This is a genomic window from Geobacillus thermocatenulatus (assembly GCF_002217655.1).
In the GTDB taxonomy this organism is placed as follows: Bacteria; Bacillota; Bacilli; order Bacillales; family Anoxybacillaceae; genus Geobacillus; species Geobacillus thermocatenulatus.
Map to the genome: position 1 here is coordinate 1,042,719 of NZ_NEWK01000002.1, position 14,589 is coordinate 1,057,307.

General features: G+C 47.3%; 9 protein-coding genes, 3 pseudogenes and 1 riboswitch. Of the genes and pseudogenes, 3 read left to right on the forward strand and 9 right to left on the reverse strand.

The window, feature by feature from the left end:
* Positions 1-364 precede the first annotated feature (364 nt).
* Positions 365-622: pseudogene (locus tag B9L19_RS14155) on the forward strand (IS1380 family transposase); the annotation flags it as partial.
* 730 nt (positions 623-1,352) lie between these two features.
* On the opposite strand, the gene B9L19_RS14165 reads toward B9L19_RS14155, so the two are convergent.
* The 3 genes from B9L19_RS14165 to asnB all read right to left on the reverse strand — a co-directional run bounded on the left by B9L19_RS14165 (position 1,353) and on the right by asnB (position 7,312).
* Positions 1,353-2,393 carry a ribonucleotide-diphosphate reductase subunit beta gene (locus tag B9L19_RS14165; protein WP_025948606.1) on the reverse strand — a complete coding sequence of 347 codons (1,041 nt, stop codon included), beginning with the start codon at positions 2,391-2,393 and terminating at the stop codon, positions 1,353-1,355.
* 74 nt (positions 2,394-2,467) lie between these two features.
* Complete coding sequence (locus B9L19_RS14170; protein ID WP_025948607.1) at positions 2,468-4,750, reverse strand: ribonucleoside-diphosphate reductase subunit alpha; 2,283 nt, start codon at positions 4,748-4,750, stop codon at positions 2,468-2,470.
* A 130-nt stretch (positions 4,751-4,880) separates the two neighbouring features.
* A riboswitch (cobalamin riboswitch) is annotated at positions 4,881-5,076 on the reverse strand.
* A gap of 328 nt (positions 5,077-5,404) precedes the next feature.
* Complete coding sequence (asnB, locus tag B9L19_RS14175; protein ID WP_089113963.1) at positions 5,405-7,312, reverse strand: asparagine synthase (glutamine-hydrolyzing); 1,908 nt, start codon at positions 7,310-7,312, stop codon at positions 5,405-5,407.
* A 420-nt stretch (positions 7,313-7,732) separates the two neighbouring features.
* On the opposite strand from asnB, the gene B9L19_RS14180 reads away from it, so the two are divergent.
* Positions 7,733-8,623: a C39 family peptidase gene (locus B9L19_RS14180; protein ID WP_025948609.1), complete on the forward strand. Its 891-nt coding sequence runs from the start codon at positions 7,733-7,735 to the stop codon at positions 8,621-8,623.
* Between the two features lie 129 nt (positions 8,624-8,752).
* Positions 8,753-10,339, forward strand: a complete 1,587-nt coding sequence (locus B9L19_RS14185) for a multicopper oxidase family protein (protein ID WP_047753476.1) — start codon at positions 8,753-8,755, stop codon at positions 10,337-10,339.
* 296 nt (positions 10,340-10,635) lie between these two features.
* Here B9L19_RS14185 and B9L19_RS14190 read toward each other — a convergent pair whose 3' ends face one another.
* From B9L19_RS14190 to B9L19_RS14215, 6 genes and pseudogenes are all read right to left on the reverse strand, one after another.
* Positions 10,636-10,890 carry a HepT-like ribonuclease domain-containing protein gene (locus tag B9L19_RS14190; protein WP_047753477.1) on the reverse strand — a complete coding sequence of 85 codons (255 nt, stop codon included), beginning with the start codon at positions 10,888-10,890 and terminating at the stop codon, positions 10,636-10,638.
* 48 nt (positions 10,891-10,938) lie between these two features.
* A pseudogene (locus B9L19_RS19840) lies at positions 10,939-11,127 on the reverse strand (IS701 family transposase); the annotation flags it as partial.
* A gap of 3 nt (positions 11,128-11,130) precedes the next feature.
* Positions 11,131-11,286 (reverse strand): annotated as a pseudogene (locus B9L19_RS19425) (IS701 family transposase); the annotation flags it as partial.
* A gap of 205 nt (positions 11,287-11,491) precedes the next feature.
* Positions 11,492-11,797 (reverse strand): nucleotidyltransferase family protein, encoded by a 306-nt coding sequence (locus B9L19_RS14205; protein ID WP_013523215.1) that lies wholly within the window; start codon positions 11,795-11,797, stop codon positions 11,492-11,494.
* Positions 11,798-11,951: 154 nt separating this feature from the next.
* On the reverse strand, positions 11,952-12,155 hold the full coding sequence (gene copZ / locus B9L19_RS14210; RefSeq protein WP_011230404.1) for a copper chaperone CopZ: 204 nt from the start codon (positions 12,153-12,155) through the stop codon (positions 11,952-11,954).
* A 21-nt stretch (positions 12,156-12,176) separates the two neighbouring features.
* The gene (locus tag B9L19_RS14215) at positions 12,177-14,573 is read right to left on the reverse strand and encodes a heavy metal translocating P-type ATPase (protein WP_025948612.1); all 2,397 of its coding nucleotides are present in this window, start codon (positions 14,571-14,573) and stop codon (positions 12,177-12,179) included.
* Positions 14,574-14,589: the final 16 nt, after the last annotated feature.

The following is a 14,589-nucleotide window of genomic DNA, read 5'->3' on the forward strand; positions in this document are numbered from 1 at the left end:
AATTTATTTTAGAAGGTTCGATACCTATACCCAGAAAATAGAAGCATGTAAAAACAACGTAGCCGTCAATAATGAGGCTATAGTTTACTTTACCTATTACTATTTGTACTAAAAAGATAAAAGTTAGCAAAGTATAGAGTAAAATACCGTGAGCAATATCTATACTTGCTTTTACACTTCTTAAGGATACGGGTAAATGTTCTAATTGATATCTATATCTCAATTTATAATCTAACTCACATTTCGCACCCCAGCAGTGCAGAAACAAAGGATTTTTTATTCATTTTTTTAAAATATTTTTTGAGCCAACACAACAAGCGATGGCAATCCTTTTTTTACCATCGCTCATCATTCCTTATGAGCGAATGCACTCGTGTTGGTCATGGGAGCCTTCGTTTATAATCTTCTTCGTCTGATTGGACAAGATCTATTAAGCGATCCGCGACATCCGTTGCACCACAAAGTGAAACGCCGCCGCATCAAGACGATCATTCAGACGGTGATCACGATGGCAGGGCGACTCGTTCGCCGATCACGGCAGCTATGGATGAAGTTGACGCGAAGGAGTGGCTATAGCGAGCCCCTTCTGAACATGTACCTCAAATGGAGAGCAGAAGGGTAGAGAACAATTGTTCGTAATTCTGTACGCATCTTCCCCCTCTGTCCTTTTTTGGTTTTTCTTTGGTTTATATACCCAAAAAAGATATTTGTTTCATTTCCGAGAGTGAAGATGATATCTGTTTTAAACATAAAAAGGGAATGATGGATCAAACATCCATAAAGCCAGCAACAAAATCAAAGTCGACGTCAACCCATCACGGATTCAGGCGATCTGTCATGGCAAGGGATGAGAGTTCGAAAGCGCTTACGGATAAAATTCAAAAAAATGGTTCGCCAACCTATGACTTACACCTGTTTTCAGCGAACCAAAAAAGTTCCCACAAAATCTTGACTGACTCACAATCTCAAGATCCATTGGCAAAATGAGTTGATCTCGGTTATAATAAATGTACATAAGAAAACCGTCCTTTCTTGGTAGGGTTATGGCGACTCTATTATACCAAAAAAGGAACGGTTTTCTTCTTTTTTTGCGAAAAAAAAGAAGGGTGTCCGAAAAGCGAACGCTATGCGAACACTTTTGGGACAGCCTCATTCCTGATAACTTTCTTTCAAATGAGATATTCATAATCATCCAGAGGAACAATAATGCGGTAAGGGATCTCGCATTCCCAACGATACCCCTTTCCCCTTACATTGACAATAATGTGATCCATCGGTTCGGAAAAACACGGTTTCAATCGTTCCCGTAACCGTGAACCCCCGCGTTGGACGATGCCCCAACGCGGTTTTCCTTACAGCTCATCAAACCCATTATCCACTTGCACTTTCGTATACTGGCGTGGTTTTTGTTCAAAAAAGTCCGACTTGCCAAGGTCGACTTCTTCATACGCTTTAATCCAGCGGAGCGGGTTCGTCCGGTAGCCGTCAAACGGGCGGTCAAAACCGAGCTGGTGGGCGCGGACGTTGGCGTAAAACTTAATGTACGCTTCCAAATCAGCCAAGTCGATGCCATCGATGTCATTCCCGATAATTTCCTGAGCCCATTCAATTTCCAGTTCCGCCGCTTTCGTAAACGTTTCACGGACAAAATCGGCAAGCTCCGGCGTCCGATACTCCGGGTATTCGTTCAACACTTCCTTGAAAATTTTCGCAAACAAATCAACATGAATGTGCTCGTCGCGGTTGATGTAATTGATCATCGTGCTCGTCGCCACCATTTTTTGCTGGCGCGCGAGGTTGTAGAAAAAGGCGAACCCCGAGTAGAAAAACAATCCTTCTAAAATGACGTCAAAAACGATCGACCGCAGCAAGTTCTCCACGTTTGGCTCTTCGGCAAACGCCTTGTAGCCGTTCGTCACAAAATCGTTCCGCTTGCGCAGCGTCGGTTCGTTTCGCCAAAAGTCGAACACTTCATCTTGCTTTGCTTTCGGCACAAGGCTCGAGAGCACGTACGAATACGAATGGTTGTGAATGACTTCCTGCTGGGCAAGCATGATCATCAAGGCATTGATGCTTGGATCGGTAATGTAATCCGCCACACGTCCCGCGTAATCGGTTTGAATGCTGTCAAGCAGCGCCAACAGGCCGATGATTTTCAAAAACGCCTCCTGTTCGCGGGCGGTCAGCTGCGGAAACTGCTTCACATCTTGGGCCATATTGATTTCAAACGGCGTCCAAAAGTTGGCGAGCATCCGCTTATATTTCGCATACGCCCATGGGTAGGCGATATCGTCCCAGTTCAACACATTCGAGCAGCGGCCGTTGATAATGCCCGTCGAACGGTTCGGCGCCTCTGGATCCATAATCGGCCGTTTGACTAAGCTGATTGTCATGATCCATTCCTCCCTTTCAGCTAAGCTTCGGCGTGAATCTTTCCCCCGAATCGGCAACGTCCGGGGGAAGACCGTCAGCTCGCGCAAGAATCGCACTCGTCGATCGTCCCCGATGTCGAACGCACGTAATACGTCGTTTTCAACCCCGACTTCCACGCCGTCAAATGCAAATCGAGCAGCTCTTTTGCCTTAATCGTGTTCATAACGTAGAAGTTAAAGGAGATGGCTTGGTCGATATGGCGCTGGCGGGCGGCGTTTTGCTTGATGCTCCAGCGTTGGTCGATATGGTACGCCGATTTGTAATACCATGTCGTCTGTTCGTTTAAATCCGGCACCGTAACGGGAATCTTATAATCTTTCTTTTCCTCGGCGTATACTTTTAAGAAAATGGGATCAATGCTCGCCGTGCTGCCGGCGATGATCGACGTCGACGCGTTCGGCGCGACGGCCATCACATAACCGTTGCGCATCCCGTAGCGGGCCACATCTTGCTTCAGCCGATCCCAATCGAGTTCACCGTGGCTTTCGTAGCCGCGCCGTTCAAAATAAGCGCCTGTCTGCCAATCCGATCCTGGAAACGCCGGGTAGCTCCCTTTTTCTTTGGCGAGCTCCATGCTCGCCTGAATCGCCAAATACGCGATCGTTTCATACAGCTCGTCGGCGTAGCGGACCGCTTCGTCCGACTCCCAGCGAATGCCTTTTAACGCCAAAAGATGATGCCAGCCAAAGGTTCCAAGCCCGACAGCGCGGTATTTTTCGTTCGTCAGGCCGGCTTGCAGCACGGGGATATTGTTTAAATCAATGACATTATCAAGCATCCGCATTTGAATCGGGATGAGCCGCGCTAAAACCCCATCGGTCACCGCACGAGCCAAGTTGATCGACGATAAATTGCAGACGACAAAATCGCCTGGTATTTTTTCAATGATGATCGTCCCGTCTTTCACATATTGCCGCTTCGTCACTGTCGGGCTTTGGTTTTGCGCGATTTCCGTGCAAAGGTTGCTGCAGTAGATCATCCCGAGATGGCGGTTCGGATTTTGCCGGTTCACTTCATCGCGGTAAAACATAAACGGCGTCCCCGACTCGAGCTGGCTGCGCATAATGCTTTTCATCACGTCGATCGCCGGCACTTTTTCTTTCGACAGCCTTGGTTCGTTGACGCATTGCCAGTATTTCTCGCGGAAACTCCCGCACCCTTTTTCCTCATCATAAAAATCTTCCAAGCTAAACCCCATCACCTTCCGCACTTCATGCGGATCAAACAAATACCAGTCGCCGCGCTGTTCGACTTGCTCCATGAACAAATCAGGGATGCACACGCCGGTGAACAAATCATGCGTCCGCAGCCGTTCGTCGCCGTTGTTGAGCCGCGCATCGAGAAACGCAAAAATGTCTTTATGCCATACATCCAAATAGACGGAAATGGCTCCTTTTCGCTGTCCCAACTGATCGACGCTCACCGCTGTATTGTTCAACTGCTTCATCCACGGGATGACGCCGGAAGAGACCCCTTTAAACCCTTTGATGTCGCTGCCGCGCGAACGGATTTTGCCTAAATAGACGCCGATGCCGCCGCCCGATTTCGACAAATTGGCGATGTCGGTGTTGCTGTCATAAATTCCTTGCAAGCTGTCATCGACCGTGTCGACAAAGCAGCTCGACAGCTGGCCGTATGACTTCCCAGCATTGGCAAGCGTCGGCGTCGCCACAGTCATGTATAAGTTGCTTAACGCCCAATACGCTTCCTTCACGAGCGCAAGGCGCCGCTTTTGCGGTTCATTCGCCATGAGCGTCATGGCAATGACCAAAAACCGCTCCTGCGGCAATTCATACAACCGCCGCTCATAATCGCGGGCCAAATACCGATCCGCGAGCGTGCGCAGCCCAATGTACGTAAACAGCTTGTCCTTCTCCGGATCAAGAAACGCACCGATGACGTCGATTTCTTCTTTTGTATAACGTTCAAGCAAGAACGGGCTGTACACCCCTTGTTCCGTCAGCGCAACAAGCAGCGAGTAGAAATCGCCATACCGCCCGCGTTCATCGTACCCACGCTGCCTTGCCGCCTCGCGGTACAATTGCCGCAAATACAGCCGGGCGCACACAAACGTCCAGTCCGGCTCCTCTTCATCAATGTAAGAAAGTCCTTCCAAAATAGCCGTTTGGTACAGCTGTTCTACCGTGACGGACTCCTTTCGGCTGAGAAGCTGCCAAACACGCTCGACGTATTCATCAAGCGACAGACGGCCGAATCCAGCCGCGGCTTGCTCAATCAGCGCCGCAAACTCTTCACGTGAAAACGAAACCGGCTTCCCTTGGTCATCGAGGATGATCATTTTCGTCAATACGGTCATTCGTTTCCCCTCTCCTTCCATAAAAAAATCCGCTCGGGCAGGCGAGCGGATGAAACGACAGACGGAAAAAGGCAGACGAACCCCTTGTTCTTTTCCCCTATCGTTTCATCTTCCCACACCCCGAAGAACATGAAACGTTCCAAGCAAGGCAGGTCTCCTGACTTGTGCATCGTCCTACTTTGGGGCCTTCCCAGCGGCGCGCCGAACGGCTCTTGCCGCCAGTGGCCATCCCATTTCGTCCGCACATACAGTTGCGGGGGCAGTTCCGGATTCGCACCGGATTCCCTATTAAGTCCTGATGGACACCGTTGCTTGGCAGAACGATATGTAGTTGTACAATAAGGCTTCAAAACCAATATATAGTAGTTTAGCATCCTGATGGAACAAGCATATACCAAAACCGGGAAAATTGCAAGAGTGAGCGAATCAAATTTTCTTTTCCACAAAAAACCGTTCGTTGTTCATATTTCGTTCATAAAAATTTGCTACGATTCAACATGTATGAATCATATGAAGGAGGGGACGCAAAATGGGATTCAAACGCCAAATCTCAACCGTCCATCAAAACCGAATTCCTTCACTCGGAAATCAGCCTCTTTCAATCAAGAGATGAACAAGCGTCCCGACTGAGCCTCGGGACGCTTCATTTCCCTGCTACACCTCCAAAACAGACGCTGGCCGCTTCTCGCTTTGTGTGGATGGAGCAAAATCGTACTTCTTTTCCACATAGACTTGATGCCAAATCATAAACGCCAACACCGTCCACAGCTTGCGGCTGTGGTCCGCCTTGTGGCGGGCATGTTCATCCAGCAGCCGATGGAGCACGTCCTTATGGAACAGATGATCCGTCTCGCTTTCGTGGATGAGCTGTCTCGCCCAGTCATACATTTCGTTTTTCAGCCAGTGGCGAATCGGCACCGGGAACCCTAATTTTTTTCGGTTTAACACATGATCCGGCACAATGCCCTCGGCCGCTTTACGCAAAATATATTTCGTCGTGCCGTTGGCTGTTTTCATGTCAGGGGCGATTTGCCTAGCAACCTCAAATACCTTTTTGTCTAAAAAGGGAACGCGCAGCTCAAGCGAATGGGCCATCGTCATTTTGTCCGCTTTGACTAAAATATCGCCCCTTAACCATGTATGAAGATCAATATACTGCATCCGGTTGACGGGCGGGTCATGAAGCGTTTCGCGGTAAAACGGAGCCGTCACCGCCGTATATTCGCACCCTCCTCGGTACGTTTTGAGCAGCGCCGCTTTTTCCTTTTCGCTATAGATTTTGGCATTGCCGACATACCGCTCTTCAAGCGGCGTCGTGCCGCGCTCCAAAAAGCTTTTTCCTTTCATCCCGTCCGGAAGCAGCTTCGCGATCATCCGCAACACCGCTTTTACGATGTTTGGCATGCGCGCAAACAGCCGCAGCGACTCTGGTTCGCGGTAAATGTTGTAACCGCCGAACAGCTCGTCCGCCCCTTCGCCGGAAAGCACAACCGTGACATGCTTTCTCGCCTCACGAGCGACAAAATAAAGCGGCACAGCCGCAGGATCGGCAAGCGGATCGTCCATATGCCACATGATTTTCGGCAATTCATCGATATACTCCTGCGGCGAAATGACGTAGCTGATATTGTCCACCCCAAGCTTCTCCGCCGTTTCTTTTGCGACATCAATTTCGCTGAACCCTGCCCGCTCAAATCCGACGGAAAAGGTCTTCAGGTGCGGATGGAATTGTTTCGCGATGGCGACGATGAATGATGAATCAATGCCTCCCGACAAAAACGCGCCGACCGGCACATCGCTGCGCATATGGACGCTGACCGAATCAAACAGCGCATCGCGGATTTGCTTGACAAGCTCCTCTTCCGATTGGCGAATGGGGTCGAAGGATGCCTTCCAATAACGATGAATCGTGAGCGGTTTTCCGACTTGTTTCTTGAGATAATGCCCCGGCTCCAGCTTGTAAATGCCGGCCGACATCGTCAGCGGCTCAGGGACATATTGGAACGTTAAATAATGCTGCAGGGAATCGCCGTTTAGCGACTCCTGTTCCAGAGCAAGCAAGATGCTTTTCTTTTCCGAAGCGAAAAATGTGCGCCCTCCTTGCTCCGCATAAAAAAACGGCTTAATGCCAAACGGATCCCGCGCCGCAAACACCGTTTTCTCTTGCTTGTCCCAAATGACAAACGCAAACATCCCGCGCAGTTTTTCGACCGCTTTTTCTTTTTCGGCGCTGTAAAGGGCGACAATCACCTCGGTATCCGAATGCGTCGCAAACGAATATCCTTTCGCCGCCAGCTCCTCCCGCAATTCAAGATAGTTGTAAATTTCCCCGTTAAAAATGATCCAATATCGATCGTTTTCATAAGACAGCGGCTGATGCCCCGCCTCCAGATCGATGATGCTCAGCCGCCGAAAGCCAAAACTCACGTAGTCATCAAAAAAATACCCCTCATCGTCGGGGCCGCGATGGGTAATCAGGCGGTTCATCTCCATCAACACTGTTTTCCATGTTTGTTCAATCGCTCTCGGGTGATCATGAATACAACCAATAAAACCGCACATGGCGATGATTGTCCCTCCACTTGGCTAAGAAGAATCCAAAAATTTCACGAAAAACTTTTTGTTAAAAATAAAATGATGGATACAAAGACACTTTTATTCTATCGTACACAACGTCAAGATTCAAAAATAATCTTTCCCCATTTTTTTGAAGGTTGGTGATGTAGTGAAAAAGGATGAAGACTCCATTTATCTTCTCGATTAGAGAACCTTTTCCAAAGGTGCTTTCACTTTTGAGCCGATGCCGTTGATTTGGGCGCGATACTACATGTTTCACCAACCCTTTAGGGACACTGCTGGCAAGATGTTCAGTTCCCCGTAATTGTAACGATCAAATATGGAGAAAGTGTGAATTTCACCATTTTTGCACATAGATTTGCTACTATAAAAACATCCACGTGTTACAAAGGAGTTGAGAATGGCTTGTTAGCGTTTATCCTTTTTTTGACTTTTCTCATTGTTTCCCTTTGTTTTGTTCTCTTGAGAAAACCTCTAAACGGGAGGATGGACCAACTGTCGCTCGGATTGTATATTTCCTGTTTCTTGATATTGGCCGCCTCATTATCCTATTATGCAAGTTCGGCCCAGACAGGCGATGCCATCAAAGCCTTCATACAGAACAGAAACAGCAGAGAAACCAATCCGTCCACCAGCAATCAAGCAAAGGAGGCGAATCGATCAGCTGCCTCTTCAAAGAAACAAGCGCTAAGGACATCCGTCCTGATTGACGCTCCCCTTTTGTCTCAGCTTCCGGAACTGCCGAGGGGATGCGAAGTGACCAGCTTGGCCATGCTCTTGAATCATGCGGGCATTCGCGTCGATAAGATGACGTTGGCGAAACAAATCAAGAAAAATCCTACTCCCTATCAAGTGCGGAATGGCCAAGTGTTTTACGGACACCCAAATGAAGGGTTTGTCGGCGATATGTATACGTTATCGAAGCCTGGATACGGCGTGTACCATAAGCCGATCAAGCAGTTGGCTGAGCGGTACTTGCCGAACCAAATCGTCGACTTAACAGGGCAATCGTTTGAGAACATCTATACATACTTGGCCAAAGGCACACCAGTTTGGGTGATCACCAACACCACCTTTCGTCCTCTTCCTCCCTCTGCCTTTCGGGAATGGCAAACCCCGCAAGGCCCGGTCAAAATCACGTACCGGGAACATGCGGTGCTCATTACGGGATATGATGAGCAGTATATTTATTTCAATGATCCATTGACCGCTGTCAAAAACCAAAAAGCACCGAAACAAGACTTTATCGACGCTTGGGTTCAAATGGGACGGCAGGCGATTACCTACCACCGCTAGACATCGGTGAATCCGAATCGCTTGCCTTTTTTTACATTTCATTTGAACGATTTTCTCCATACATTTTGCACATCTATTTTTTATCATATCATTGCATCTCCCACTACAAGCTTAAGGAGGGAAAATGACATGAAAAAATGGCTGCTTGGCGCCATTTTCGCAGGAGTAGCAACGATTGGCGCAGCTTGCTCAAATCCATCTTCCATGCAGGGACACGACATGTCTGGCATGAATATGAAAAAAGAAGATGCTTCCGCAGAAACGAGCAAGCAGCAATTGCCTTTCGCAACCGATACAGAAGTGTTATCTGGGAAAGAGATTCACCTTACTGCGAAGGAAGCATTATTACAAATCAACGATCAAGTCAAACTCCCGGTATACACGTATAATGGATCGGTACCCGGTGCGCAAATTCGCGTGAAGCAAGGGGATAAGGTGAAAATTGTTTTAAAAAATGAATTGCCAGAACCGGTTACGATTCACTGGCACGGCTATCCTGTTCCAAATAACCAAGATGGAGTACCGGGTGTCACGATGGACGCCATTCAACCGGGTGAAACGTTTACGTATGAATTTACAGCAACCGTGCCGGGAACGTATTGGTATCATTCCCATCAAAAAAGCGCCGAACAAGTGGACAAAGGACTGTACGGAACATTAATCGTAGAACCGAAAAATGAAGAAAAAGTCGATCGAGATTACACGCTTGTATTCGATGAATGGATGAGCGACCCGAACGCAGAAAGCAATATGAACATGAATATGAGCGGCATGGATCATAGTAATATGAATAATGGAAATAGCTCTGATCATCAACAAATGGATATGAACAGCATGGGGCATAACATGAATATGTACGATATTTTCACGATTAACGGAAAAAGCGGGGCTGCTGTCCAACCGTTAAAAGTGAAAAAAGGCGAAAAAGTGCGGCTTCGTCTTGTCAATGCAGGGTACATGTCCCACAAGCTTCATTTGCATGGACATGAGTTTAAAATTGTCGCAACAGACGGACAGCCATTAAAAGATCCGCAACCAATCAAAGATGAACTGTTGAATATCGCTCCGGGTGAGCGCTACGACATTGAGTTTATCGCCAATAACCCGGGTGAATGGCTTCTGGAATGTCACGGAAATATGAAAGGCACCGATGGCATGAAAGTGAAAATTCAATACGAAGGACAAGCAAACAATACGGACAAAGCGAACGCAAAAGAAAACCTTCCTGTTGTGGATATGACAACATACGGAAAATATGAAACGGGTCCATTTACGTTAGACCAAAAATATGATGTAGAGTACACAATGGATTTAGGAACCGCCATGGGCAAAAATGGCATGATCTACACGATTAATGGGAAAACGTATCCTGACACAGCGCCTATTCATGTGAAGACAGGAGATTTAGTAAAAGTCAGAATTGTGAACAATTCACCAAAAGATGTACATCCGATGCATTTACACGGACATTTCTTCCAAGTGTTAAGCAAAAACGGTAAGCCAGTCACAGGCTCTCCATTGATGAAGGATTCGTTAAATGTAAACCCTGGTGAAGAATATGTCGTCGCGTTTAAAGCGGATAATCCGGGAAATTGGATGTTCCATTGCCATGACTTGCACCATGCTTCAGCGGGAATGGTCACAGAAGTAAAATATACCGATTACAAATCGGACTATACCCCAGATCCGAATGACACAACGAATAAAGGTGAATAAGAAAGAGGGTGTCCAACATTGTGTGGGCACCCTTTCTCCCTTTCTTCACATCATACCCTTGTTCTTCAATCGCTTCTTTCAGTTTTTCTACGCTGACTTTTAGGACTGGTGAAAAACGACCGATTTCGCCGAATCCGTTGCTTTTGGGTGAAAGAGAGTCGTTGAGTTTACAGATCTTCTCAATTTGAGAAGAGTTCGTTTTTCGCGACTTTTCACTAAATCACCGGTCTTCTAGGCCCCCCCTTTTTTTGAATAACGAGCTATCCCCAAACGGCGCATACGGTTTGAATTGAAGTCTAACTTTCATTTAGCAATCGTTCAACTTGCTGTTTTAATACAGGAATCTTATTTCGAACGACATCCCACACAATTCGATAATTAATGGAGAAATAACTGTGGATCAGCATATCCCTCATGCCAGCCATCTTTCTCCATTCGATATATGGGGATGCTTGCCTGATTTCGTCTGGAATGTTTTTCGCTGCTTCTCCAATCACTAATATGTTTTTAATGACTGCATCTGATACTAAATCATTACTGTAGATGAGCATTTTTAATTACAATAATTTCCATGTTCTAAGAGACAAACAGGATACTCCTTAGGCCACATGGAGCTGTTTTTTGATCACATCAATGGGAATATCTTGCTTCGCGGCGTCATCAATGAACTCGACGACGCTGTGGCCTTTCCGCGATCGAAGAAGCTCCAGTCCAGCGGAAAGGGTTTGTCGGGATTCGGCGATGCTGTACACGCAGGAGAGCAGCACCACCGCCCAATACCGTTTCACCCAGTGATGGACATCGGTCAACGTTCCCGAAAATCCCTTGGTGGTCAAGGCATCGACAATGTGAACGAGATGCTTCAAGACCGGTTTGGAAAGTTGCAGCGTCAACCCCAAAGTGAAGAAAAACTTGTCGATTCCTTGGTGATGTGCTAATCTATTCATGGGACATGAACCTCCTTGTGGGTAGTTGGTAGCACATCTATTCTAACCAAGGAGTCCGGTTCATGTCTCCTTTTTTGTTTGATTGTCAATTTATGTTAGCGAATTTGCTCATCTACAGTCATTATCTAAAAAGTCATCATAAGAAAGCCCTTGGGTGTACTTCTCAATTTTCTCTGCAGCAGCCAAAATATCTTGCCAAAAGACGCTAGGATCCCTCTGCATACTTAACACTCCTTAAAATAGTCGGCTTTAATCCTGGTTTGATATCATCTACAATCACTAAATCCACTGGTTTTTGAAAATGATCTTCCAAACTCAGTTTCAACTCCATATAATGATCAAACGTCACCGCATTATCCATAAATTCTACCAACACATCAATGTCACTCGATTCCCTTTGTTCCCCCCGACTGTACGAGCCAAATAACCCGATCCGCTTCACACCATACTTTTTCTTCCATAAATCTAAACATTTCGACATTTCATTAAGGATGTCTTGTTGCGATAGCAAATAAATCCCCCCTTTTTTCCGCGCCTGTTATTTTCATTATAACATCCCGCTTTCCCGATATTCTTCAAGAAGAGAAAAAACTTTCCCCAGCCGAGACCCGCTACGTTCTAGATAAAAAAGTGCCCCGTCATCACTTCGGGGCACCTTCCGTAAGTTATTTCACATCATACCCTTGCTCTTCAATCGCTTCTTTCAGTTTTTCTACGCTGACCTTTGTTTCATCATACTCCACATCGACCGTACCTTCTTGCAAATGCACCTCTACACGGCTGACGCCATCCAACGCTTGAAGTGCATTCGTCACAGCCGCTTTGCAATGTCCGCATGTCATGCCTTGCACTTGCAACGTAATCGTCATCATCCATTCCTCCTTAAATGTTTATATTTTCACGCGCTTCAAACGAAGCGCGTTGGTAACAACCGACACCGAGCTGAACGCCATCGCCGCCCCCGCGATCCATGGTTCCAATAATCCGAATGCGGCGACCGGAATGCCGATCGTATTATAAAACAACGCCCAGAACAGATTTTGCCGAATGTTTTTCATCGTTTGGCGGCTCAACTCAATGGCTTTCGGGATATGGCGCAAATCGCCGCCGACCAAGGTCACGTCCGCGGTCTCGATGGCGACATCAGCTCCCGTGCCAATCGCCATCCCAATATCCGCTTTCGCAAGAGCTGGAGCGTCATTAATTCCATCACCGACCATCGCGACTCGTTTTCCTTGTTTTTGCAAATCCTCCACGATGTTCGCTTTGTCTTCTGGAAGCACTTCCGAGTATACGTGTTCAATGCCGACTTGTTTCGCGATTGCTTCCGCTGTCCGTTTATTGTCTCCCGTTACCATGTACACGTCGATGCCCATTTGTTTTAATGTCACAATTGCTTGTTTCGACGTTTCCTTGATCGTATCGGCAACAGCGATCATTCCAGCAAGCTGTCCATCGATCGCAACGAGCATGACCGTTTTTCCTTCATTTTCAAGCTTTATCATTGTTGACTCATGTTCGGCAATATCGACCGCACGTTCGTTCATTAACTTGCGCGTGCCGATGAGCACATGCTTTCCGTTCACCGTTGCTTCTACTCCATGCCCGACGAGCGCAGAGAAATGCGTCAACGGCTTCGCGACAATTCCGTTTGTTTTTCCGTACGCCACAATTGCTTGCGCTAACGGATGTTCGGAAGCGCTCTCGGCGGAAACGGCATAGTCAAGCATGTTTTCTTGGAATTGTAACACATCTGTCACTTCTGGTTTTCCTTTTGTCACTGTTCCTGTTTTATCGAGTAAGACCGCGTTGATTTTATGCGTTCCCTCTAGGTACTCACCCCCTTTAAAGAGAATGCCATGTTCTGCCCCTTTGCCTGTACCGACCATAATTGATGTTGGCGTGGCCAAACCGAGCGCACACGGACACGCAATGACGAGAACGGCAATTGCGACTTCAAGCGCTTTTGGTAGATCGTTTGGCGCCACCAAGAGATACCAAATGATAAATGCTAACACGGCAATTCCGACAACGATTGGGACGAAAATGCCAGAGATCGTGTCCGCCATCCGCTGAATCGGAGCTTTCGAACCTTGCGCCTCTTCGACGATTTTAATGATATTGGCAAGTGCTGTATCTTTCCCTACTTTTTCTGCGCGAATGGTCAGTACCCCATTTGTATTAATGGTCGCTCCGATCACATAGTCGCCTTCCTTCTTATCAACCGGAATCGATTCACCGGTAATCATCGATTCGTCTACGGAGGATGCTCCGGCGATGACCGTACCGTCCACCGGGATTTTTTCTCCTGGCTTGACAAGGATCGTATCGCCGATCACCACTTCCTCGAGCGGAACTTTTATTTCTTCCCCATTACGGATGACAGTAGCTTCCTTTGCCTGCAGACTCAACAGCTTAGAGATAGCTTCTGTTGTTCGCCCTTTCGCAAGAGCCTCAAAGTATTTTCCGACAAGCACAAGCGTAATCAAGACGGCACTCGTTTCAAAATATAATCTTGGCATATATTCAGGATTCCCAAGTGTCCGAAAAGCTTCGTACAAGCTGTAAACGTACGCGGCCGATGTTCCAAGCGCCACTAGGACGTCCATGTTCGCACTCTTGTTTCGCAACGCCCGGTACGCCCCGACATAGAAAGGACCGCCGATGTAGAACTGAACCGGTGTAGCTAAAAGAAGCTGAAACCACGGATTCATCAAGAGCTGCGGCATCGGCAAGCCAATAGCAAACGGCATATGGGCAAGCATCGTATAAAGCAGCGGCAACGATAAGATGATAGAAATAGCGAGTTGCCGTTGTTTTTGTTTAAGCCGCTCTTCTTTCCGGTCAGCATCGTCTTGTTCTTCGTTTCGAATTTGCCCCCTGTACCCAAGCTTTTTGATTTTCTCTAAAATGTCTTCGACAGATGTAACACCCTCCTTGTATTCGACCACCGCGCTGTTTGTCGCTAAGTTGACAGCAGCGCTTGTCACACCTTCCATCCGATTTAACCCTTTTTCAATCCGCGTCGCACAGGCCGCACATGTCATTCCTTCAATATCAAGCGTCACTTTTTCCGTCGCAACGCCATACCCCAAATTCTCAATTTTCGTTTCGATATCGGCGATCGTTTGTTTTGATGGATCATATTGAATCGTTGCTTTTTCCATTGCCAAATTGACATGGGCTTTGACGCCATCCATCTTATTCAATACTTTCTCAATCCGATTGGCGCACGCGGCGCATGTCATGCCGGTCACCTTCACCGTCACGGTTTTCGGCTCCCCCATTTCCCTTTTCCCTCCC

Bases quoted from the DNA above. Each gene is read 5' to 3' on its own strand.
- B9L19_RS14170 (WP_025948607.1), bottom strand. From the start codon at position 4,750: ATGACCGTATTGACGAAAATGATCATCCTCGATGACCAAGGGAAGCCG.
- asnB (WP_089113963.1), bottom strand. From the start codon at position 7,312: ATGTGCGGTTTTATTGGTTGTATTCATGATCACCCGAGAGCGATTGAA.
- B9L19_RS14165 (WP_025948606.1), bottom strand. From the start codon at position 2,393: ATGACAATCAGCTTAGTCAAACGGCCGATTATGGATCCAGAGGCGCCG.
- B9L19_RS14185 (WP_047753476.1), top strand. From the start codon at position 8,753: ATGAAAAAATGGCTGCTTGGCGCCATTTTCGCAGGAGTAGCAACGATT.
- B9L19_RS14190 (WP_047753477.1), bottom strand. From the start codon at position 10,890: ATGCTCATCTACAGTAATGATTTAGTATCAGATGCAGTCATTAAAAAC.
- copZ (WP_011230404.1), bottom strand. From the start codon at position 12,155: ATGACGATTACGTTGCAAGTGCAAGGCATGACATGCGGACATTGCAAA.
- B9L19_RS14215 (WP_025948612.1), bottom strand. From the start codon at position 14,573: ATGGGGGAGCCGAAAACCGTGACGGTGAAGGTGACCGGCATGACATGC.